Annotated in this window: 13 protein-coding genes, 3 tRNA genes, 3 rRNA genes, 2 pseudogenes and 2 other annotated features; of the genes and pseudogenes, 17 read left to right on the forward strand and 4 right to left on the reverse strand. The window is 57.8% G+C overall.

Annotated elements, in window-relative coordinates; translation table 11 throughout:
- The first annotated feature begins 83 nt into the window (after positions 1–83).
- From AACX78_RS00570 to AACX78_RS00635, 15 genes and pseudogenes are all read left to right on the forward strand, one after another.
- A complete protein-coding gene (locus AACX78_RS00570; RefSeq protein ID WP_099368890.1) occupies positions 84–1,109 on the forward strand; it encodes an IS110-like element ISAs24 family transposase in 1,026 nt (341 codons plus the stop codon).
- 938 nt (positions 1,110–2,047) lie between these two features.
- Positions 2,048–2,123: transfer RNA gene (locus tag AACX78_RS00575), tRNA-Glu, on the forward strand.
- A 287-nt stretch (positions 2,124–2,410) separates the two neighbouring features.
- A tRNA-Glu gene (locus tag AACX78_RS00580) sits at positions 2,411–2,486 on the forward strand.
- Positions 2,487–2,718: 232 nt separating this feature from the next.
- Positions 2,719–3,139, forward strand: a sequence feature (23S ribosomal RNA rRNA prediction is too short).
- 36 nt (positions 3,140–3,175) lie between these two features.
- Positions 3,176–3,248, forward strand: a sequence feature (23S ribosomal RNA rRNA prediction is too short).
- Between the two features lie 210 nt (positions 3,249–3,458).
- Positions 3,459–3,551: ribosomal RNA gene (gene rrf / locus AACX78_RS22130) — 5S ribosomal RNA — on the forward strand.
- 6 nt (positions 3,552–3,557) lie between these two features.
- Positions 3,558–3,672, forward strand: a 5S ribosomal RNA gene (gene rrf, locus AACX78_RS00585).
- An 89-nt stretch (positions 3,673–3,761) separates the two neighbouring features.
- Entirely contained in the window at positions 3,762–4,253 is a 492-nt protein-coding gene (locus AACX78_RS00590) for a transposase domain-containing protein (RefSeq protein WP_201302740.1), read from the forward strand.
- Positions 4,166–4,894: pseudogene (locus tag AACX78_RS00595) on the forward strand (IS4 family transposase); the annotation flags it as partial. The gene AACX78_RS00590 and the pseudogene AACX78_RS00595, both read left to right, overlap by 88 nt.
- Before the next feature lie 146 nt (positions 4,895–5,040).
- Positions 5,041–5,116, forward strand: a tRNA-Thr gene (locus tag AACX78_RS00600).
- A 15-nt stretch (positions 5,117–5,131) separates the two neighbouring features.
- Positions 5,132–5,246, forward strand: a 5S ribosomal RNA gene (gene rrf, locus AACX78_RS00605).
- 170 nt (positions 5,247–5,416) lie between these two features.
- Complete coding sequence (gene ebgR / locus AACX78_RS00610; RefSeq protein ID WP_159165100.1) at positions 5,417–6,382, forward strand: transcriptional regulator EbgR; 966 nt, start codon at positions 5,417–5,419, stop codon at positions 6,380–6,382.
- A gap of 318 nt (positions 6,383–6,700) precedes the next feature.
- A complete protein-coding gene (ebgA, locus tag AACX78_RS00615; RefSeq protein ID WP_159165101.1) occupies positions 6,701–9,775 on the forward strand; it encodes a beta-galactosidase subunit alpha in 3,075 nt (1,024 codons plus the stop codon).
- Entirely contained in the window at positions 9,772–10,227 is a 456-nt protein-coding gene (locus AACX78_RS00620; protein ID WP_159165102.1) for a beta-galactosidase subunit beta, read from the forward strand. Before ebgA ends, AACX78_RS00620 begins: the two co-directional genes overlap by 4 nt.
- 103 nt (positions 10,228–10,330) lie before the next feature.
- Positions 10,331–11,776: an amino acid permease gene (locus tag AACX78_RS00625; RefSeq protein WP_159165103.1), complete on the forward strand. Its 1,446-nt coding sequence runs from the start codon at positions 10,331–10,333 to the stop codon at positions 11,774–11,776.
- A 94-nt stretch (positions 11,777–11,870) separates the two neighbouring features.
- The gene (locus AACX78_RS00630; protein WP_159165104.1) at positions 11,871–12,209 is read left to right on the forward strand and encodes a tRNA-binding protein; all 339 of its coding nucleotides are present in this window, start codon (positions 11,871–11,873) and stop codon (positions 12,207–12,209) included.
- A 172-nt stretch (positions 12,210–12,381) separates the two neighbouring features.
- Positions 12,382–13,817: pseudogene (locus AACX78_RS00635) on the forward strand (amino acid permease).
- A gap of 78 nt (positions 13,818–13,895) precedes the next feature.
- Here the strand turns inward: AACX78_RS00635 and AACX78_RS00640 are convergent.
- The gene (locus AACX78_RS00640; protein ID WP_159165105.1) at positions 13,896–14,606 is read right to left on the reverse strand and encodes a substrate-binding periplasmic protein; all 711 of its coding nucleotides are present in this window, start codon (positions 14,604–14,606) and stop codon (positions 13,896–13,898) included.
- 390 nt (positions 14,607–14,996) lie between these two features.
- On the opposite strand from AACX78_RS00640, the gene AACX78_RS00645 reads away from it, so the two are divergent.
- A complete protein-coding gene (locus AACX78_RS00645; RefSeq protein ID WP_159165106.1) occupies positions 14,997–15,974 on the forward strand; it encodes a bile acid:sodium symporter family protein in 978 nt (325 codons plus the stop codon).
- A gap of 81 nt (positions 15,975–16,055) precedes the next feature.
- Here AACX78_RS00645 and ovoA read toward each other — a convergent pair whose 3' ends face one another.
- Positions 16,056–18,206 carry a 5-histidylcysteine sulfoxide synthase gene (ovoA, locus tag AACX78_RS00650; protein WP_159165107.1) on the reverse strand — a complete coding sequence of 717 codons (2,151 nt, stop codon included), beginning with the start codon at positions 18,204–18,206 and terminating at the stop codon, positions 16,056–16,058.
- Between the two features lie 347 nt (positions 18,207–18,553).
- Here ovoA and AACX78_RS00655 point away from each other — a divergent pair, with 347 nt between their 5' ends.
- Positions 18,554–19,276 (forward strand): head GIN domain-containing protein, encoded by a 723-nt coding sequence (locus AACX78_RS00655; RefSeq protein ID WP_159165108.1) that lies wholly within the window; start codon positions 18,554–18,556, stop codon positions 19,274–19,276.
- Between the two features lie 64 nt (positions 19,277–19,340).
- Here AACX78_RS00655 and fghA read toward each other — a convergent pair whose 3' ends face one another.
- Both fghA and AACX78_RS00665 read right to left on the reverse strand, forming a co-directional pair.
- A complete protein-coding gene (gene fghA, locus AACX78_RS00660) occupies positions 19,341–20,177 on the reverse strand; it encodes an S-formylglutathione hydrolase (RefSeq protein WP_021141253.1) in 837 nt (278 codons plus the stop codon).
- 50 nt (positions 20,178–20,227) lie between these two features.
- Positions 20,228–21,355, reverse strand: a complete 1,128-nt coding sequence (locus tag AACX78_RS00665) for an S-(hydroxymethyl)glutathione dehydrogenase/class III alcohol dehydrogenase (RefSeq protein WP_159165109.1) — start codon at positions 21,353–21,355, stop codon at positions 20,228–20,230.
- Between the last annotated feature and the right edge of the window lie 98 nt (positions 21,356–21,453).

Genomic DNA, 21,453 nt, shown 5'->3' on the forward strand with positions numbered 1-21,453 from the left:
GGTTTAATGTGATGGTCAGCCTGACCCACAGCCCAGCAGGCTACGCTTGCTGGGCTGTTTCTTTTCTACTTCAGGAGAGCATCATGGCAACTATCGCACTCTTTGGACTCGACATCGGCAAGCACTCCTTTCATCTCGTCGGACAGGATGCCAACGGCAAACCCGTCTTCAAACGCCAGTTCACTCGTTCTAGCCTCATTCATTACCTCGCTCAGCACCCCGCTTGTCGCATTGTGATGGAAGCCTGCTGTGGCGCACACTGGCTAGCCCGTCAACTCGCTGGTTTCGGCCATCAGGTGCAATTGATCGCACCACAGTATGTGCGCCCTTTTGTCACCGGCAACAAGAACGACTTCCTTGATGCGCACGCCATCTGTGAAGCGGCTTCCCGTCCCTCCATGCGCTATGTCGGCGTCAAAACACCCGAACAGCAGGCCAGCTCGGCACTGCATCGACTGCGCGAAGCCCGCATTGCCGACCGGGTGCAAACCGCTAATCAAATCCACGCCCTGCTGCTCGAGTTTGGCATTGTGCTGCCGCTAGGGGCGCGGGGCATCAAGCAAGTCCCTGATATCGTTATGAATGCTAGTGCTGACCTCCCACACGCTGCACGCCGGATCCTCTCGGCACAGTATGAGCACTATCGCTACCTGGCAGAGTTGATTGCCGGGCTGGATAGCCAGATTGGAGCGCAAGCCAAGGCCGATGCGTTGACCAGTCGATTGATGACCATTCCCGGCATAGGCCCCATCACTGCAAGCCAGCTGGCTGCCGATGCAGGCAACGCGCAGAGCTATGGCTCGGCACGCCATTTTGCCGCGTCCCTTGGGCTGGTACCGCGCCAACACTCCACGGGTGGTAAGAGCAAACTGCTGGGGATCAGCAAACGGGGGGACAAATCGCTGCGGCGGTTACTGGTGCAGTGCGCTCGGGTGGTGATGCAGAACGCTGCCAAATGGCAAAGTGCGGTGGCGCAGTGGACGCAGCAGTTGATGACACGACGGCACTCGAATGTGGTGGCCTGTGCGTTGGCCAACAAGCTGGCACGGATCGTATGGGCAGTGCTAGTGAAGGGGGAGGAGTATCGTCCGAACCCCAATGCTGCCTGAAGGTAAGTAACACATCGCCGAGTTTCCCCGGCGACATGAAGTAACACGCCTGCTTTTGCGATGTTCAGAAAATGATGACGACAACTGGCCCAACGGCCTGAGGGTAAACCTGACATAAAAAACAGTCTTCAAGACTGACGGTTTTTTGAGGTCCCTCAGGCGCGGCTCACATCATGGATCGGGCATGATAGCCCACCAAGAATCCGGATAGATTAGAGCAAGCCTGCCCTGTCAGTACTCATCATCAATCTGGCCTTGCAAAGTTCAGGCTGACCATAGATTTTTATGTCGCTCTTTAACAATTTGAATCAAGCAATCTGTGTGGGCACTCACAGCATCGAACATCAAACAATTTTGTTGATTTTCAATGTCTGGTGAAGTGACCAAGACGATTTCTTAGCAATAAGAAGTCGAGCAGTTTATTTCAGCAATTCATTGAGCCGCTGAAGTTCACAGCATCGAACATCAAACAATTTTGTTGATTTTCAATGTCTGGTGAAGTGACCAAGACGATTTCTTAGCAATAAGAAGTCGAACAGTTTATTTCAGCAATTCATTGAGCCGCTGAAGTTCATTGCCTCGGTAATGAATGAACGCAAACCAAACTTAAATTGAAGAGTTTGATCATGGCTCAGACCACGGTGTGATTCATGACTGGGGTGAAGTCGTAACAAGGTAACCCTAGGGGAACCTGGGGTTGGATCACCTCCTTACCTTAAGATGTCGAAGTTGTTGAGTGTTCACACAGATTGCCTTGATTCAAAGTAGTTAGAGCAAAGACCTGATGCACAAGCGTCAGTGCTTATCTGGCTTAGGTCAGATGAGAGAAGCCCTGTCATTGGGTTTTGGGATGTGAATAATGGCGCTCGGCCTCGCAGGCTCAGCACTCGCCATTACCCAAAATCTGCACTGCTAACGCAGCGCAAAGATGATTTTGGGTCCCCTTCGTCTAGAGGCCTAGGACACCGCCCTTTCACGGCGGTAACAGGGGTTCGAATCCCCTAGGGGACGCCACTTCTCTTCGCAGCTCAAAGAATGCAGACATAAGCATGTAATGTTTATGTCTGTTTTCTTCGGCCTTGAGCCGTTGCAAACATGCTCTTTAACAATCTGGAAAGCTGATTTAAAAAGTAGTTCTCAAACATTTGTTACAAGTGCTTTGGAAACTTCTTGGCGAAAACCAAAATTTATTTTGGTCNCATTGGGTTTTGGGATGTGAATAATGGCGCTCGGCCTCGCAGGCTCAGCACTCGCCATTACCCAAAATCTGCACTGCTAACGCAGCGCAAAGATGATTTTGGGTCCCCTTCGTCTAGAGGCCTAGGACACCGCCCTTTCACGGCGGTAACAGGGGTTCGAATCCCCTAGGGGACGCCACTTCTCTTCGCAGCTCAAAGAATGCAGACATAAGCATGTAATGTTTATGTCCTTCGGCCTTGAGCCGTTGCAAACATGCTCTTTAACAATCTGGAAAGCTGATTTAAAAAGTAGTTCTCAAACATTTGTTACAAGTGCTTTGGAAACTTCTTGGCGAAAACCAAAATTTATTTTGGTCCTTGTTGTACTTCAACAAGCCGTGCCGTTTCGACGACACTTCTTGGGGTTGTATGGTTAAGTGACTAAGCGTACATGGTGGATGCCTTGGCAGTCAGAGGCGATGAAGGACGTACTAACCTGCGATAAGCTGTGAGAAGTCGGTAAGAGACGCTATTACTCACAGATTTCCGAATGGGGAAACCCACCCNGAAAGCATCTAAGCGGGAAGCGAGCCCTGAGATGAGTCATCCCTGACCCCTTGAGGGTCCTAAAGGGCCGTTGGAGACCACAACGTTGATAGGTGGGGTGTGTAAGCGCAGTGATGTGTTGAGCTAACCCATACTAATTACCCGTGAGGCTTAACCATACAACACCCAAGAAGTGTTCTGAGGGTCCTAAAGGGCCGTTGGAGACCACAACGTTGATAGGTGGGGTGTGTAAGCGCAGTGATGTGTTGAGCTAACCCATACTAATTACCCGTGAGGCTTAACCATACAACACCCAAGAAGTGTTCTAAGGCTTGTAGCAAATCGTTGGAGACCACAACGTTGATAGGTGGGGTGTGTAAGCGCAGTGATGTGTTGAGCTAACCCATACTAATTACCCGTGAGGCTTAACCATACAACACCCAAGAAGTGTTCTAAGGCTTGTAGCAAATTGAAGAACTACTACCTAATTCAGTGATAGCGAAGCCAACAGGCAAATCGTTATTCACGTCAGCTTTCTCAGATTATTCGGTTCGTCCTGAACCTCACTCTTCGAGCCCGCCTTCGGCGGTTTCGATTTGTTCCGGACAAATCGATGAAGAATTTGCCTGGCGGCCATAGCGCCGTGGAACCACCTGATCCCATGCCGAACTCAGAAGTGAAACGCGGTAGCGCCGATGGTAGTGTGGCATTNTGAAGTAATTTGCCTGGCGGCCATAGCGCCGTGGAACCACCTGATCCCATGCCGAACTCAGAAGTGAAACGCGGTAGCGCCGATGGTAGTGTGGCATTCGCCATGCGAGAGTAGGACACTGCCAGGCTTCAATTAATGCCGATCAGTTAAGGATCCATTGACCGATCCTGCTGATGTGTAAAAATCCGAAACCTATTGATTGGTTTCGGATTTTTTATGCGTATCGAACAGGCCCTCGACTTCCTTCACGCCAGCAATGCTGCCCAGTTTGAGTCACTCTCCGACCTCATTCCCAACGAGCTCATCACCACTCTGCTCGCCGAAGAGGGCGTCGCTACCCTGCGCCGTCGCCGCCGCATGCCCATGGAGCGTTTGGTCTGGGCCATCATCGGCATGGCCATGTTCCGCCACGTCCCCATGACCCAGCTGGTCAATCAGCTCGATATCCTCTTGCCCGGTGACCGCCCCTTTGTCGCCCCCAGCGCCTTCCTGCAAGCTCGCCAAAAGCTTGGCCACAAGAGCATTGAGCGGCTATTTCACGACACCGCCGCAGGCTGGCACCAGCAGGCCAATCACCCCGGCTGGGCCGGGTTGCAACTACTCGCCGTCGATGGCGTGATGTGGCGCACGCCNGCCGTCGCCGCATGCCCATGGAGCGTTTGGTCTGGGCCATCATCGGCATGGCCATGTTCCGCCACGTCCCCATGACCCAGCTGGTCAATCAGCTCGATATCCTCTTGCCCGGTGACCGCCCCTTTGTCGCCCCTAGCGCCTTCCTGCAAGCTCGCCAAAAGCTTGGCCACAAGAGCATTGAGCGGCTGTTTCACGACACCGCCGCAGGCTGGCACCAGCAGGCCAATCACCCCGGCTGGGCCGGGTTGCAACTGCTCGCCGTCGATGGCGTGATGTGGCGCACGCCTGATACCCCGGACAATGCCGCCGCGTTTGCCAAGCCCGGTACCCAGCATGGGGAGACCGCTTATCCGCAGGTGCGCATGCTCTGCCAGATGGAGCTGACCAGTCACCTGCTTGTTCAGGCCGTCATGGAGAGCTGCGCCGTCAACGAGATGGCGCTGGCCGAACAGCTCATTGCACGCACACCGGACCACTCGCTGACCCTGTTCGACAAGGGGTTTTACTCCCTCGGCCTGCTCCACACCTGGCAAACCACCGGCAACGAGCGTCACTGGCTGCTGCCACTCAAAAAGGGCACGCAATACGAGGTGGTGCGCAAGCTGGGGCGCCAGGATGCACTGGTGCAGCTCAAGACCAGTCCGCAGGCACGCAAGAAGTGGCCACAACTGCCAGAGACGATAGAAGCNGAAGTGAAACGCGGTAGCGCCGATGGTAGTGTGGCATTCGCCATGCGAGAGTAGGACACTGCCAGGCTTCAATTAAGCAATCACAGCGATGTGGTTGGTCGTGTGACAACGTAAGGTTGTTGCGGACGAGAGTTTTAGATAACGCACGCAGTGCGGTCTTTACCGGTTAGTGTGCTGATATGGCTCAGTTGGTAGAGCGCATCCTTGGTAAGGATGAGGTCCCCAGTTCGACTCTGGGTATCAGCACCAGTTTTAAAGCTTTTGCCTGACGGCAATAGCGCTGTGGAACCACCTGATCCCATGCCGAACTCAGAAGTGAAACGCAGTAGCGCCGATGGTAGTGTGGCATTCGCCATGCGAGAGTAGGACACTGTCAGGCACCTATTTAGAAGAGGCCTCCCATCCGGGAGGCCTTTTTGCATTTGTGCGTTCCAAAATCTGCCCTGGCTCTGCTGCCGGCATTTTAGTAAAAATGCTGGGCTATCAAGGGATTGCCCGTTACTCTTTAGCCGTTACCGATTAACAAGTGATGCTGCCAGAGAGGTATTGATGGCTACGTTGAAGGAAATTGCACAGGAGGCGGGGGTGTCGCTCGCCACGGTATCCCGGGTACTGAACGAGGATCCCAGCTTGAGCGTCAAGGAAGAGACCAAGCAGCGGATCTTCGAGATTGCCGAGCGACTGGAGTACAAGACCAGCAGTGCTCGCAAGGGGGTTCACAAGAGCAAGCTGCACTTTCTGGTGGTCTACTCCTATCCGCAGAGTACCGAGGTCAACGATCCCTACTATCTCGCCATTCGCTATGGCATCGAGACCCAGTGTGCCCGCCTCAATATCGAGCTGACCCATTTCTACAACGGTGGTGAAGGGCGCGAGCTGACCGCGGTGGACGGTATCCTGGTGGTGGGGAGCCTCTCTGCCGAGCGTCTGGCGCAGCTGCGAACCTGCTCTAACATGCTGGTCTTTGTCGATTGCCGGGCAATGGAGGAATTCGACTCGGTCGACGTGGATCTCGCCCTGATCAGCCAGCAAGTGGTTGATTACTTTATTGCTCAGGGGTACCAGCGTATCGGCTATATCGGCGGACAGGATGAGAATCCGGACCTGCGTGAGCTGGCTTTCCGGGATTATGGCCAGCGACTGGGTGTGGTGCAGGAGAACGATATCTATCGCGGCGACTTCTCCAGTGCATCCGGCTATCGCTTGGCAAAAGAGATGCTGGCAGGGGATTGGCCCAAGGCGCTGTTTATCGCCTCCGACTCCATTGCCATCGGGGTGCTGCGTGCCATCCACGAGAAGGGATTGGCGATTCCCCAGCAGATTGAGCTGATCAGCGTCAACGATATCCCGACCGCCAAGTTCACCTTCCCGCCGCTCTCCACGGTGCGGATCCACTCCGAGTTGATGGGCTCCCAGGGAGTCAATCTGCTGGTCGAACGGCTGCGTGACGAGCGTGAGATTCCCCTTCGGGTATTGGTACCGAGTCGCTTGACGCTGCGTGGTACCACTCGCTGATTTTAGTAAAAAAACCTATTTTAGTTACGCCATCTCACGGTGGCGCGACTCCTTCCCTTCATCATCCTCTCCAATCCATCTCCTGATAAATTCATAATGCATTGTTTTACTCTTGTTTTAGCCAATCTCTGCCCGTGTTAATCAACATTCATGCCATCACTACCTGCTTTACACCCTTTTATCTTCCGCTTCTGATCTCGCTCACAAAACCATCTGTGCATTGTGATCAGGTTAAAACTTTACCAATCCAAAGCTGATATTTAGTAAATGTTTATCTAGAGTTTACCCAGTTAACGTTGCCTTGTTCCGGGAGGACATGTGAATAACTGGGAAAACGTCCAATTCGTTGGTGAAAACAGGCTGGCTCCGCGTGCCTACTTCTTCTCTTATGCCGACCATGCGCTGGCGGCCACCATGCAGCGTGAGCTGAGCCGCCGTTTTCTGTCCTTGAGCGGCCAGTGGCAGTTCCACTACTTCGACCACCCTCTGCAGGTGCCGGAGGCCTTCTATCACAGCTCCATGAGTGAGTGGGGCCAGATCACCGTGCCCAACATGTGGCAGATGGAAGGGCATGGCCAGCTGCAGTACACCGACGAGGGTTTTCCCTTCCCCATCGACGTGCCCTTTGTACCGACCAACAATCCCACCGGCGCCTATCAGCGAAGCTTCACGCTGAGCCCGGCCTGGGACGGCGAGCAGGTGATCATCAAGTTTGACGGGGTGGAGACCTACTTCGAGGTCTATGTGAACGGTCACTACGTCGGTTTCAGCAAGGGGAGCCGCCTTACCGCCGAGTTCGATATCAGCGCTTACGCCAACATCGGCGAGAACCTGCTGTCGGTGCGGGTGATGCAGTGGGCCGACTCCACTTATATCGAAGATCAGGACATGTGGTGGATGGCGGGGATCTTCCGTGACGTCTATCTGGTGGGCAAACCGGCCGCCCATGTGCAGGACTTCTTCATCCGCACTGCGCTGGCCGATGACAACCAGAGCGCTACCTTGAGCTGCGATATCCAGCTGGAAAATCTGGGGGCGGCTGCCCGTGATCACAGTCTGGTTTGGTCGCTGCTGGATCAGGGCAGCGAGATCGCCAGTGGCACACTCGACAATCTCGCCATCGACGGCGAGTGTGATTGCCGCTTCACGCTGGATCTGGCCACCCCCCATCTGTGGAGCGCCGAAGACCCTTACCTCTACCAGCTGCAACTCTCCCTCTACAACGGTCAGGGCGAGCTGCTGGAAGTGATCCCGCAGCGGGTCGGGGTGCGTGAAATCAAGGTCAAAGATGGCCTCTTCTACGTCAACGGCCACTACCTCAAGCTGCACGGGGTGAACCGCCACGACAACGACCACCTCAAGAGTCGCGCAGTCGGCATGGATCGGGTTGAACGCGATATCGTGCTGATGAAGCAGCACAACCTCAACTCGGTCCGCACCGCTCACTACCCGAACGACCCGCGCTTCTACGAGCTGTGTGACCAGTACGGTCTGTTCGTGATGGCGGAGACCGACGTGGAGACCCACGGTTTTGCCAACGTTGGCGATCTCAGCCGCATTACCGACGACCCCTTCTGGGAGCCGGTGTTCGTGGATCGCATCGAGCGCCACGTTCACGCCCAGAAGAACCACCCCTCCATCATCATCTGGTCGCTCGGCAACGAGTCCGGCTACGGCTGCAACATCAGAGCCATGTACCAGCGCTGCAAGGCGATCGACCCGACCCGGCTGGTGCACTACGAAGAGGATCGCGATGCCGAGGTGGTGGATGTGGTCAGCACCATGTACTCCCGCGTCTCCCAGATGAACTGCTTCGGCGAATTCCCTATGACTAAGCCGCGCATCCTCTGCGAATACGCCCACGCCATGGGCAATGGCCCGGGTGGTCTTAGCGAATATCAGCAGGTGTTTGACCGTCATCCCCACATTCAGGGTCACTACATCTGGGAGTGGTGCGATCACGGCATTCTGGATCAGGACGAGCAGGGCCGCCCCGTCTACAAGTACGGTGGCGACTACGGCGACTACCCCAACAACTACAACTTCTGCATGGATGGCCTCATCTATCCGGATCAGACCCCGGGGCCGGGCCTGCGTGAATACAAGCAGGTGATCTGCCCGGTCAAGGTGCGGGCGCTGGATCTGGCGAGCGGCAAGCTTGAGCTGGAAAACCGCTACTGGTTCTCCAATCTCGACGACATCCGCCTGTTGGTCGAAGTGAAGGCCGAGGGCGAGTTGCTGGCCAGCCAGCAAATCCGGCTGGAAGGGGTGGCTCCCGGTGCCATCACCGAGTTGCAACTCGAACTGCCATCCCTCGATGGGCGGGAAACCTTCGTCCAGCTGCGGGTCATCAAGGCCACCGCTACCCGTTACAGCGCGGCGGAGCACGAACTGGGCCAGTACCAGTTCCAGCTGAAGGCATCGACTCGTCAGCTGCAGCCCTTTGCCAATCCCAACGCCACGGCGTTGCAGATTGCCGATGAGCGGCTTGCGCTGACCTTGAGCGGCAGCGGCTTTGCCCTGCGCTTCTCGCGCCTCGACGGCAAGCTGGTGAGCTGGCAGCAGGATGGCAATGAGCTTATCGAGCGCTCGCCGCGCCTCACCTTCTTCAAGCCGATGATCGACAACCACAAGCAGGAGTACGAGAGCCTGTGGCACCCGAACCACCTGCAAATCATGCAGGAGCACTTCCGCACCCTGAGCTGGCGTCAGCTGGGTGACGCGGTCGAGGTGACGGTCGAGAGCCTGATTGCACCGCCGGTGTTCGACTTCGGCATGCGCTGCCGCTACGTCTACACCCTGAGCCCGAACGGCCAGCTGCACGTGGCGCTCTGTGGCCAACCCTACGGCGGCTATGACGACATCATTCCCAAGATCGGCCTCGAGCTGGGTATTCGTCAGGATCTCGATCGGGTGCACTACTACGGCATGGGCCCGGGTGAAAACTATCAGGACAGCCGCCAGAGCAACTGGATCGACAGTTTCAACAGCACAGTGGGCGAGATGTGGGAGCACTACCCCTTCCCGCAGGACAACGGCAACCGTCAGCAGGTGCGCTGGGCGACCCTGACCAACCGCCACGGCGCCGGTCTTTACGTGCGGCCCGATGCCCCCATCAACCTGAGCGTCTGGCCCTACAGCTGGGAGCATATCCACGCGGCGCAGCACATCAACGAGCTGGAGCCCTGCGGTTATCTCACCCTCAATCTGGATCTCAAAGTGCTGGGGCTCGGCTCCAACTCCTGGGGCTCCGAGGTGCTGGACTCCTGGCGGGTGCGCTTCGAGCCGTTCAGCTTCGGCCTGACCCTGCTGCCCATTGCCCGTGGCAACCTCAATCCGGCTGCGCTGGCCGGGCTCGATCTCACCATCAACGGCGGGAGGAGCCTCGCATGATCACCCTGGACAACCTGACCCTGTTCAAAAACATCTACCGGGAGGGCAAGAAGTGGGGCCGCTGCGTGGAGGCCATCAACAACCTGCCGAACCTCAAGCCCGGCATCTGCCACTCCATCGGTGACTCCCTCACCTACCGCTTGCAGGAGGGGGCCAGCCCGGCCACCTCCCTGTTCGAGGGGCAGCGCCGCTACTTCGACATCCACTACTACCTGGAAGGGGCAGAGACGGTGGAGTGGGCTGCCAAGAGCGAGCTGGGAGTCGAGCAGGGCTATGACGACACCACCGACCGCGAGTGGCTGGCCGGTGAGGTGCGTGAGCGCCAGCAGGTCGGCAACGGTCAGGTGGTGATCTTCGAGAACGACGAGGCCTACCGGTTCGTCGGCGACGGGCCGGTGCGCAAGGTGATCATCAAGGTCACCGTCGAAGGCGGCTACTTCAAGAACAAATAACAAGCCGCCGGTTCTGCACTGATAAAAGCCGGAAGGGCGGGGCACACCCTACAAACCATGCCCCGCCCTTTCGCTGCAATAACTACAGGTCTGGAGATGCACCATGTCTGATTCCAAACGCAATACGATAGGCAAGTTTGGTCTGCTGTCGCTCACCTTCGCGGCGGTATTCAGCTTCAACAACGTCATCAATAACAATATCGAAATCGGTCTGGCTTCGGCCCCGATGTTCTTTCTGGCCACCATTTTTTACTTCATTCCGTTCTGCCTGATCATTGCGGAATTTGTGTCACTGAACAAAAACTCCGAAGCGGGGGTGTATGCCTGGGTGAAGAGTTCCCTCGGCGGTCGCTGGGCCTTTATCTCCGCCTACACCTACTGGTTCGTGAACCTCTTCTTCTTCACCTCGCTGCTGCCGCGGGTTATCGCCTACGCCTCCTATGCCTTCCTCGGCTACGAGTACATTCTCACCCCGGTGGCGACCACGGCCTTGAGCATGGTGCTGTTTGCCTTTGCCACCTATGTCTCCACCAACGGCGCCAAGATGCTGGGCCCCATCACCTCGGTGACTTCGTCCCTGATGTTGCTGCTGACCCTCTCCTACATTCTGCTGGCAGGTGTGGCGTTAGTTGGTGGTGTACAACCGGCCGACCCCATCACGGTGGAGGCGATGATCCCCGATTTCAGCTGGGCCTTCCTCGGCATTACCACCTGGATCTTTATGGCGGCCGGCGGCGCCGAGTCGGTGGCTGTCTACGTCAATGACGTGAAAGGGGGCTCCAAGTCGTTCGTGAAGGTGATCATCATCGCCGGGCTCTTTATCGGGGTGCTCTACTCCATCGCCTCCCTGCTGATCAACGTCTTTGTTCCGAGCGATACCCTGCATTTCACTGGTGGCTCGGTACAGGTGTTCGAGGGGATGGCGGCCCATTTCGGTCTGCCCGCCGTGTTTATGAACCGCTTCGTTGGTCTGGTCTCCTTTACCGCCATGTTCGGTTCCCTGCTGATGTGGACGGCTACGCCGGTGAAGATCTTCTTCTCCGAGATCCCGGCTGGCATCTTCGGCAAGAAGACGGTCGAGCTGAACGAGAACGGCGTGCCTGCCCGTGCAGCCTGGATCCAGTACCTGATCGTATTTCCGCTGATGCTGATCCCGACCTTGGGCTCCAACACCGCGCAAGAGCTGATGAATACCGTCATCAACATGACCGCCGCCGCTTCCATGCTGCCGCCGCTGTTCATCATGCTGGCTTACCTCAATCTGCGCCTGAAGCTGGACCACCTGCCGCGGGATTTCAAGATGGGTTCGCGCACTACCGGTATCGCCGTGGTCTCGGTGCTGATCGCCATCTTCTCGGTGGGCTTCCTCGCCTCCACCTTCCCGACCGGCGCCGACATCATGACCATCGTCTTCTACAACGTCGGCGGGATCGTGATCTTCCTCGGCTTCGCCTGGTGGAAATACAACAGATACGAAGCCTCCCTGAGCGAGGAAGCACGTGCGAAAGAGGCCCTGCCGGCCGCTCAGGTGTCCATCCAGGCCTCCTGATCCCCAGCGCAAGCCGGCCCGAGTGGCTAAGAGAGAAAGCGGGTGGCGGCGGCCACCCGTGACCGGTTGAACCACAGAACAGAAGGAGAATGGAATGAGCGAGACGATCGAGTTTGCCGAATTCAAACGGGTCGAGATGAAGGTGGGCAAGGTACTGGAGGTGGTGCGCCATCCCGGGGCCGACAAGCTCTATATCGTCCAGATCGACGTGGGCGGCGAGCGGCCGCTGCAGACGGTCACCAGTCTGGTGCCCCACTACAGCGAAGATGAGCTGATGGGCAGCCAGGTGGTGGTGCTGACCAACCTCAAACCCGCCAAGATGCGCGGCGAGCGCTCCGAGTGCATGTTGCTCTGCGCCGAGACCCCGGACGAGAGCCAGAGCGTGCTGCTGCAACCCAGGGTGCCTATGGTGCCGGGTACCCCGATCGTCTGAACCACGGATTAAACGCCGGGGCAGCAGGGTTGCGCCGGTGTGTGAAGGGGCGCCATGAGCTGCCCCTCTGACCATAACAAGAGAGTAAACGGCGCGGCCAGCTGGCAGGCGCCGAACACATTCAGAGTCATAGCGCCCCGTACGAAGGGGCGTGAATCCACCGGAGGACATCATGTCTGAATCAGTACGCGGCACCATAGGCAAGTTTGCCCTGTTGTCGATGACCTTTGCCGCCGTGTTCAACGTGCGCAACATCGTCAACAACAACATAGAGCTGGGGCTCAGCTCAGCTCCCATCTTCCTGCTGGCCACGCTCGTCTACTTCGTGCCATTCGTCTTCATCATTGCCGAGTTCGTCTCGGCCAACAAAAACTCCGAGTCGGGATGTACGACTGGCTTAAAAAACCCCTCGGCACCCGGATGGCCTATCTGGGCTCGTTTCTCTACTGGTTTGTGAACCTGTTCTGGTTTATCTCGTTGCTGCCCAATGTCATCGCCTACGCCTCCTACGCCATGCTGGGCTATGAGTACAGCTTCTCGCCCATGGTTACCTCGATCATCTCCATCGTGCTGTTCGCGGCGGCGACCCATATCTCCACCAAGGGGGCGACCTGGCTGGGCAAGATTGCCGAACTGGTGGCCTACGGCGTGTTTGCCTTGTTCGCCATCTATGTGTTGGGGGCCCTGATGGCCCTCGGTGGTGATCATGTGGCGGCCCAACCCATCACCATGGCAGCCATGACCCCCACCATCAACTGGGCGACACTCGGCATCATGTGCTGGATCTTCCAGGCGGCGGGGGGTGCCGAGACTGCGGCGGCCTATCTCAATGACGTGAAGGGCGGCCAGAAGTCCTTTATCAAGGTGATTATCTCTGCCGGTATTCTCATCGGTGCCATGTATGCGCTGGGTTCCCTGCTGGTGAACGTGTTCGTGCCGCGCGAGAGCCTCACCTATGCCGGCGGCATGGTGGAGATCTTCACCGGTATGGCCCAGTACTTCGGGCTTTCCGAGACGTTGGTAGGTCGCGCGGTCGGTATCGTGCTGTTCATCGCCATGTTTGGTTCCATGATGATGTGGACCTCAGCGCCGGTGAAGATCCACTTCTCCGAGATCCCGCAGGGTGTCTACGGCGACAAGACTACCCGCCTCAATAAGCACGGGGTGCCGGTGCGCGCCGCCTGGTGGCAGTTTGTCTTCGTATTCGTGATGCTGGTGGTCAATGGCTTTGGCTCCGAGTCGGTGCAGCAGATGATGAACACCGCCATCAACCTGACCGCCGGTACTGCCATGCTGCCGCCGATCTTCATCATGGTGGCCTACTTCGTGTTCCGCTGGAAACATGACGACACCCCCCGCGACTTCCGTATGGGCTCGCGCAAGTTCGGCATGGCGGTGGTGTCGGTGCTGATCACCATCTTCGTGGTGAGCATGAGCGCCTCCGCCTTCCCGAGCGGGGTGGATCTGGTACGCGCCTTCTTCATCAACGTCTTTATGACTGCAGTCTTCTCGGCGCTGGCCTACTGGTGGATCTCCCGCTTCGAGAAGCGTCAGGCCCGCAAGCAGGCTGTTGGCACAGCAAGCGCCATGCTGGTGGAGCAGAGTTGACGGCTGAAGCCGCATGCATGACGGGTAGCCAGGGCCACCCGTCTTTACGATGTTTCCACTCTGGGGGGAAGGGACATTTTAGTGCTCCGACTCACGACAGGCTGGCGTTAAAACACCTTTGCTTAATTCATCAATCAAGAAACGCCCTCTGGCGTTATTGGTGGTGATGACACGTAGCATGTTGTTAGAAAAAGCCTTTTCGTGAAGGGCTATTCGCGAGATTTCTTCTGTGGGCATGGTTTTAAGCATGCTTGTCAGTATCGAAAAATTGATCGGGAAAGCATCGATTCTTTTTGAAAACAACAGCCCAAAGAGCTGACTCTCCTTTTTGACCAGTTGAATGGGGATCTTGTTTTTCAGCAGTAGCTCCGTATGGCTGTATCCGATCAAGGCTCCAATACTGTACTTTTTCAAATCATTAGCTGTATTCCATTTGAAGTCGTTTCCTTTTAGGTAAACAAAAACCTCTTTGGCCTCAAACAGAGGTTCACTGAACAGAACCTCTTTGACCCTGTCTCCGGTCATGTTCCAAGGGTAACTGATATCAACCAGGCCATTCTTTATCATTGAATATATTCGTGGCCATGGATAACTCTTGTATACCAGCCGATGACCCCGGACCGTCAGCGCACATTGGACAATGGTGTCTGCAACACCTGTATGGTCTTTCTGAACGTAGGGAGGCCAAGCTTCAACGGCTACCGTTATTTCATCTGCCTGTGTGAGGAAGGGAAAAAGGAGAAAAATAATTCTGAGCGATTTCATTTCTGGTCCCTCGAGTATGGTCATATACCATCGGTAGACTCTCGCCTGGCTCTGGGCTCTCCCGGCCCGTCGTTCAGTACTGGGGTTGAGATATTAGATACGACGCCTTGGTAACGTCAGCGCAACAGGCATGAAAACCTACTCTATACCGTGATGTAACCCTGTTTCCAACTGTAGTCTGTATCACTATGGCGGCATGTCGATAATGTCTTGATGCGATCTTTTCCGTTCGGTCTGCGCTCAATGTGAGCAGCGCAACAGGCATGGTCTTCTGGCTGCTCCAACTTTATGCCTGTTGGTTATCGGGATAAGCTGTTGGGCGTTGCAACGGGGGCCTGCCCTAGTATTGCATTTCTTGTTGTCCCCGGTCCCTAGTCTCTTGAGAGGGGGATGCGCTTCTGATGGAGATTCCTTATGCGTCTGGATCCCTTTACTTCTGTGTTGATTGCTGTGGTGGCCCTGGCTTCCTTCTTCCCCTGCGAGGGGCCGGTGGCCGTCTGGTTCGGTCTGCTGACCAAGCTGGCGGTGGCACTGCTGTTCTTCATGCACGGTGCCAAGCTGTCGCGCCAGAACCTGCTGGCGGGCCTCGGCCACTGGCGACTGCATCTGGTGGTGATGGCCAGCACTTTCGTGCTGTTCCCGCTGCTGGGAATGCTGCTCACTCCGCTGGTGCCGCTCTGGCTGAGCCCGGCCATCTACCTCGGCTTCCTCTATCTGTGCGCTCTGCCTGCCACAGTGCAGTCGGCCATCGCTTTTACCTCCATGGCGGGGGGCAATGTGTCGGCGGCGGTGTGCAGTGCCTCGGCCTCCAGTATCCTCGGCATCTTTCTCTCACCGGTACTGGTGGGATTGATGATCCATGTGCAGGGAGAGGGGATCGATACCTGGCACTCCATCCAGGCCATCATGGTGCAGCTGATGCTGCCGTTCGTGGTGGGCCACCTTTCCCGGCCACTCATCGGCCGCTGGGTCGACAGCCATCGCCCGCTCATCGGCAAACTGGATCAGAGCTCCATTCTTCTGGTGGTCTATGTGGCCTTCAGTGAGGCCGTGGTGCAGGGGATATGGCATCAAGTAGGCTGGTACGATCTGGCCAGTATAGTGCTGCTGAGTTGCGTACTGCTGGCGCTGGTGCTGGGTTGGAACGTCTGGATCAGCCGCCGCCTCGGTTTCGACAAGGCGGACGAGATCACCATCGTCTTCTGCGGCTCCAAGAAGAGCCTGGCCAACGGGGTGCCCATGGCCAACGTCATGTTCCCGGCCGTCAGCGTCGGGGTCATGGTGCTGCCGCTGATGATCTTCCACCAGATCCAGCTGATGGTCTGCGCCGTGCTGGCGCGCCGTTATCATGAGCAGGAGACCAGCCCCCTTGTTCCAAGCCGGGAGGGGTGACGTCACCCGAGTTGAAAAGAGAGGGAGGCCAGCTGGCCTCCCTCTCTTGTTTCTCCGGTTTGTGTCACCCGCAACGTCAGTTCAACGCTTACGCCAGACGGTCAGCTGCGCCACAGTATGTTGATACTTGCGGGCGGTCTCGCGGATGACGAAGGGAACATCTCGCGGTGGGCAGTGTTCCTCGAACTCCTCTGCCAGCAGCCGTTGCAACGCCTGATAGGTGCTGAGGGTTTCGCCATTTTCACGGATGCCACCGAGCCAGTTGGCCTTTGGTGTGTACTCCGTCAGCCAGGTGTAAGGGCTGGTGAGCACCAGCAGGCCGCCGCTGCGCAGACGAGGGGCAATGTCCCGCAGGAAGCGGACCGGTTCACGCAGTCGGTCGATCAGGTTGGCGGCGAGCACCAGATCGTAGTGGTCGTACTTGGGCTTGAGGTTGCAGGCATCCCCCTGACTGAAGTGGACCCGTTCGGTCTGCTCGGTGCCAAGCTGATGGCTCGACAGACGCGCCTCGCAATACTCCACCAGATCTCCCTCCAGCGGTACGGCATAGCGGAAGCTGTCCTGACTGGCGAGGGAGAGTGCCACGTCGATGAAGCGGGCCGAGTAGTCCACCCCGTCCACATGCTGAAAGTGGCGAGCCAGTTCAAAGCTGGCACGACCGGTGGCGCAGCCAATATCCAGCGCCCGTTGGTGATTGCTGCACAGCTCGCTGGCAAGATCTGCCAGGGTCTTGGCGTAGTTGGCGACACCAAAGTGGGTCGGGCCGTACTGGAAGTCCAGGTATTGGGCGACCAGGGTATCGGTTTCGTAAGGATTCACTATGACGGGTTCCTGATAACGTGAGACCAGATAGCGGAAGCCCGCATGCTGGAAGAAGTGGCGACGAAAGGCGTAACGGGACGACTTGAGCGCCTCGTTGCCTGTGCTTATCCAGCTGCCGCCCTTGATGAGGCTGTGCTTGCCATCAAAAGTGGGTGTAGAGAAGTCATCGTAGAGCGGGTGAACCCGAAAGCCGTTGAAGCCATCGATGGCGGTGCTGGTCCACTGCCAGACGTTGCCCACCAGATCGAAGAAGCTGCCCTGGGGGCAGGCATCCACCGGGCAGGAGGAGGCGAAGCGGGCAAGATTGATGTTGCCGGGCGCGTCGATCCAGTCCGGTTGATCCCCTGTCAGCTGTTCCCGCAGCAGCATCCACTCCCCTTCGCTCGGCAGCTGGATGGGTAGTCCGGTCTGGGCCGACTTCCAACGACAGAAGGCGGCAGCTTCCAGCTGGTTCACCTCGGCGGGCCAATCCCAGGGCATGCTTACCCGCTCCGTCATCAACCTCAGCTGCAACTGCTCAGGCTCGGCAGGGTCACCGACCCAGAAGGTGGGCATGCGCGCCCTGGCATACTGGCACCAACCCCAGCCCTCTTGATCCCACCACTCTTGCTGTTGATAGCCGCCGGCCTGAACGAAGTCGAGGTATTCGGCATTGCTCACCAGCATGCGGCTGGCCTGGAAGGGGGGGATCTCGATGTGGCGCTCGCCATATTCGTTGTCCCAGCCATAAGTAGCGTCCCGTTTGCCGAGGCGCACCTGACCACCGGCCACTGGCAGCAGGCTGTTGGCAGGCACCTCGTCAATCCGGTGGCGAGCTTCTGTGCAGGCGGGCCAATAAGGCTGTGGCTGCACCCAGGCCAGCTGCAGCTGGCGGATCAATACACTGGAGGTCTCGAGGTGGATACGCTCGTGCTCTATCCCCATCAATATGACCCAGGCCGGGCTCTGCCAGTCGATGGGCAGGGTCAGCGGCATGTGGCGGATGAAGTCAATCACGCGGGTGCGTACTTTGGCACGGTAGCTGCGCAGCTCGGCCACTCTGGGCCAGTCGTAGTGGGTTTCATCCAGATCGTCCCAGCTCATCTCATCCACCCCGATGGCGACCATGGCCTCGATGCGGGCGTCGATGCGGCTATCGATGAGCCGGGCTGCCAGCAGCTTGTTGATGAAGAAGGCAGCTGTGTGGCCGTAGTAGAAAATGAGTGGATGGCGTAGCGGGATCGCCTTGTTGAACCAGGCGTGCTCATCGGCCAGGCAATCGAACAGACTCTCGTAGAGATCGAAAGTCTGGCAGAAGTAGCCGAGCAGTTCGCGGCGCTTCTGCTCGGGATCGCTGCCGGTCAGCAGCGGGGTACGGGTCGGCGCGGGCAGGCCGACGGCGGTGGAAAACTGGGTGCTGACTTGGGTCACACTCTGACTCCTTGTTGGCAGTAGTAAATGGATTACCGCAATGGAGAGCTTTATACGCACAAGGTATCACTATTGGCTCAACAGACAGGTGCGACAACCAAAAACTTCCCTGGCCCGTCAGCTGGGTAGCCCGGCGGGCGGTTGCAAGCTGACCGGGACTTGCCCCCATTCGGGCATGGTCAGTTTTACCAACTTATGGTCTGAATGGCTCTCTACACTTTGATGACGATGCCATGAATAATAGGTATATCCATAAAAATCATATAGTTGGTTATATGGCACGATGTTTGCCCTCTTTGAGACCGAATGGGTCCGGACACGGCCAGAACACAACGAGGATAGTGACGATGAAACTGATAATGGGAATGATGCTGGCCATGGGGCTCAGTGGCTGCAGCTGGCTGGATGAGACACGGGTGACCGGGGCGGGGGCTGTCATCGAGCAGCATCAACCCATGGGCAAACAGGTGACCCGGGTGTTGGCCGGCGTGCCCGCCAATATTCATCTGGTGGCGGGTGAGGCGAGCGGCATTCATATCAAGGGACAGGAGAACCTCTTGCCCTATCTGGAGTTGACCGAGAGTGGCAGCAAGCTGGAGATAGAGGTGAAGGATGGCTACCGGCTTGACCCCACGGAGCCGCTGGATCTGACCATCACTCTGCCCGAGCTCCATGAACTGGCGCTGGCGGGCACGGGCCGTGGTGATCTGCATGGCTTCAAGGGGGACAGGCTGGTGCTGTCTGTGGCCGGAACGGGTGACATAGTCGCCAGCAAGCTGGATTTGACCCGTCTGGAGGGCAACATAGCCGGCTCGGGCAGCCTGGATCTGGGTGAGGGATCAGCCAAAGCCATGGCGCTGAACATCGCCGGTTCCGGCGATGTTCTGGGGGCCGGGCTCGCCAGCGAAGATGTCGAGGTCAACATAGCAGGCAGCGGGGATGTGGAGGTACGGGCGCAGGCGCGGCTCAAGGTCGGCATCGCCGGATCCGGCTCGGTCAGTTACTGGGGAGATCCCAAGCTGCAGAGCGAGATCGCAGGCTCGGGGGACGTGACCCGCCAGGGCAGCTGAAGCCTGACCGCAAGCAGATAATCGAAAATAGAAAATAAACAGGCCCTGCATGGGCCTGTTTTGATCAGAGATGGCGGGCGTGGAAGCGCAGGTGTGCCTCGATAAAGCTCGCCACAAAGTAGTAGCTGTGGTCATAGCCGGGGTGGCGATTGAGCTCCAGCGGCCAGGCCTTGCTGGCGGCAATATCCGCCAGGGCATCGATGTGCAGCTGCTCGGCGAGGAAGGGATCGTCCAGCCCCACGTCCACCAGGGTCGGCAGCGGTGTTACCGGGTGGTGGCGCAGCAGCTGGCAGGCATCCCACTCCTGCCACAGCAGGGGATTGTTGCCGAGGTAGGCGCCGAGCGCCTTCTGCCCCCAGGGGCAGCGGCTCGGATGGCTGATGGGGCTGAAGGCTGACACGGATCGGTAGCGACCGGGCTCGCGCAGGGCGGCGATCAGGGCCCCGTGCCCCCCCATGGAGTGGCCGCTGATGGCGCGGCGGGTCGAGACCGGGAAGTGGGTCTCTATCAGGTCAGGCAGCTCGCGGGTGACGTAATCATACATCTGGTAGTGATCACGCCAGGGGCTCTGGCTGGCGTTGACGTAAAAGCCTGCTCCCATGCCGAGATCGTAAGCGGGATCGTCCGCCACTCCTTCACCGCGGGGGCTGGTGTCCGGTGCCACCAGGGCGATGCCGAGCTCGGCGGCGATGCGGTGCGCCCCCGCCTTCTGCATGAAGTTTTCATCGGTGCAGGTGAGGCCGGAGAGCCAGTAGAGCACAGGCACCTTCTGGCCGGTGAGGGCCTGGGGCGGCAGATAGATGGCAAAGCGCATCTCGCAGCCGAGCACGCTGGAGCTGTGGCTGTAGCGCTTGTGCCAGCCATCGAAGCTCTTGTTGCTGCTGATAATGTCCAGATTCATCGAGGAACTCCTGCTCCCCGCCCGTCGAAGGACGGGCGGGGTGATCATGCTCAGTAGTGAATGACGGTGCGGATGCTCTTGCCTTGGTGCATCAGCTCGAACGCCTCGTTGATTTGCTCAAGCCCCATGGTATGGGTGATGAAGTCGTCCAGCTTGAACTCCCCCTGCATGTAGCGCTGCACATAGCTCGGCAGTTCGCTGCGACCGCGTACGCCACCGAAGGCACTGCCGCGCCAGACCCGGCCGGTGACCAGCTGGAACGGACGTGTGCTGATCTCCTGGCCCGCTCCTGCGACGCCAATGATGACCGACTCGCCCCAGCCCTTGTGGCAGCACTCCAGCGCCGCGCGCATCACTTTGACGTTGCCGATGCACTCGAACGAGAAGTCGACGCCACCGTCGGTCATCTCGACGATGACCTCCTGGATGGGCTTGTCGTAATCGTTCGGATTGATGCAGTCGGTGGCGCCCAGCTTGCGGGCCAGATCGAATTTGCTCTCGTTGATGTCGATGGCGATGATGCGACCAGCCTTGGCGAGGCGGGCACCGATCACGGCGGAGAGGCCAATGCCACCCAGCCCGAAGATGGCGACGCTCTCACCTTCCTTCACCTTGGCGGTGTTCATCACGGCGCCTATGCCGGTAGTGACGCCGCAACCGAGCAGGCACACCTCTTCCAGCGGAGCGGCCGGGTCCACCTTGGCGATGGAGATCTCGGGCAGGACTGTGTACTCACTGAAGGTGGAGGTGCCCATGTAGTGATAGATGGGCTGACCATCCTTGGAGAAGCGGGTGGTGCCGTCCGGCATCAGTCCCTTGCCCTGGGTGGTGCGGATCTTCTGGCACAGGTTGGTCTTGCCGGATTTGCAGAATTTGCACTCGCCGCACTCGGGGGTGTAGAGCGGGATCACGTGATCACCCACCTTGACGCTGGTGACACCTTCCCCGATGGACTCGACGATGCCGCCGCCTTCATGGCCCAGGATGCAGGGAAAGACCCCTTCCGGATCTTCGCCGGACAGCGTGAAGGCATCTGTGTGGCAGACGCCGGTGGCGACGATCCGCACCCGCACTTCACCGGCCTGGGGTGGCATGACCTCCACCTCTTCGATGGAGAGGGGCTGGCCCGGTCCCCAGGCGATGGCGGCTTTACACTTGATGCTTTGAACCTGTGCCATGAATGACATCCTTCTTGTTGCGGTAGGTGAACAGAGATGAACTCAGGTATGCAGTGTAGTTTCCCTTCGATTTGGTGATAATAAGGCTAAATATCAAA

It is taken from the genome of Aeromonas sp. 9A (genome assembly GCF_963900955.1).
In the GTDB taxonomy this organism is placed as follows: Bacteria; Pseudomonadota; Gammaproteobacteria; order Enterobacterales; family Aeromonadaceae; genus Aeromonas; species Aeromonas salmonicida.

Excerpts from the sequence above, each read along its gene's own strand:
- AACX78_RS00570 (WP_099368890.1), top strand. The coding sequence starts at position 84 with ATGGCAACTATCGCACTCTTTGGACTCGACATCGGCAAGCACTCCTTT.
- ebgR (WP_159165100.1), top strand. The coding sequence starts at position 5,417 with ATGGCTACGTTGAAGGAAATTGCACAGGAGGCGGGGGTGTCGCTCGCC.
- AACX78_RS00620 (WP_159165102.1), top strand. The coding sequence starts at position 9,772 with ATGATCACCCTGGACAACCTGACCCTGTTCAAAAACATCTACCGGGAG.
- AACX78_RS00625 (WP_159165103.1), top strand. The coding sequence starts at position 10,331 with ATGTCTGATTCCAAACGCAATACGATAGGCAAGTTTGGTCTGCTGTCG.
- AACX78_RS00630 (WP_159165104.1), top strand. The coding sequence starts at position 11,871 with ATGAGCGAGACGATCGAGTTTGCCGAATTCAAACGGGTCGAGATGAAG.
- AACX78_RS00640 (WP_159165105.1), bottom strand. The coding sequence starts at position 14,606 with ATGACCATACTCGAGGGACCAGAAATGAAATCGCTCAGAATTATTTTT.
- AACX78_RS00645 (WP_159165106.1), top strand. The coding sequence starts at position 14,997 with ATGCGTCTGGATCCCTTTACTTCTGTGTTGATTGCTGTGGTGGCCCTG.
- AACX78_RS00655 (WP_159165108.1), top strand. The coding sequence starts at position 18,554 with ATGAAACTGATAATGGGAATGATGCTGGCCATGGGGCTCAGTGGCTGC.
- fghA (WP_021141253.1), bottom strand. The coding sequence starts at position 20,177 with ATGAATCTGGACATTATCAGCAGCAACAAGAGCTTCGATGGCTGGCAC.
- AACX78_RS00665 (WP_159165109.1), bottom strand. The coding sequence starts at position 21,355 with ATGGCACAGGTTCAAAGCATCAAGTGTAAAGCCGCCATCGCCTGGGGA.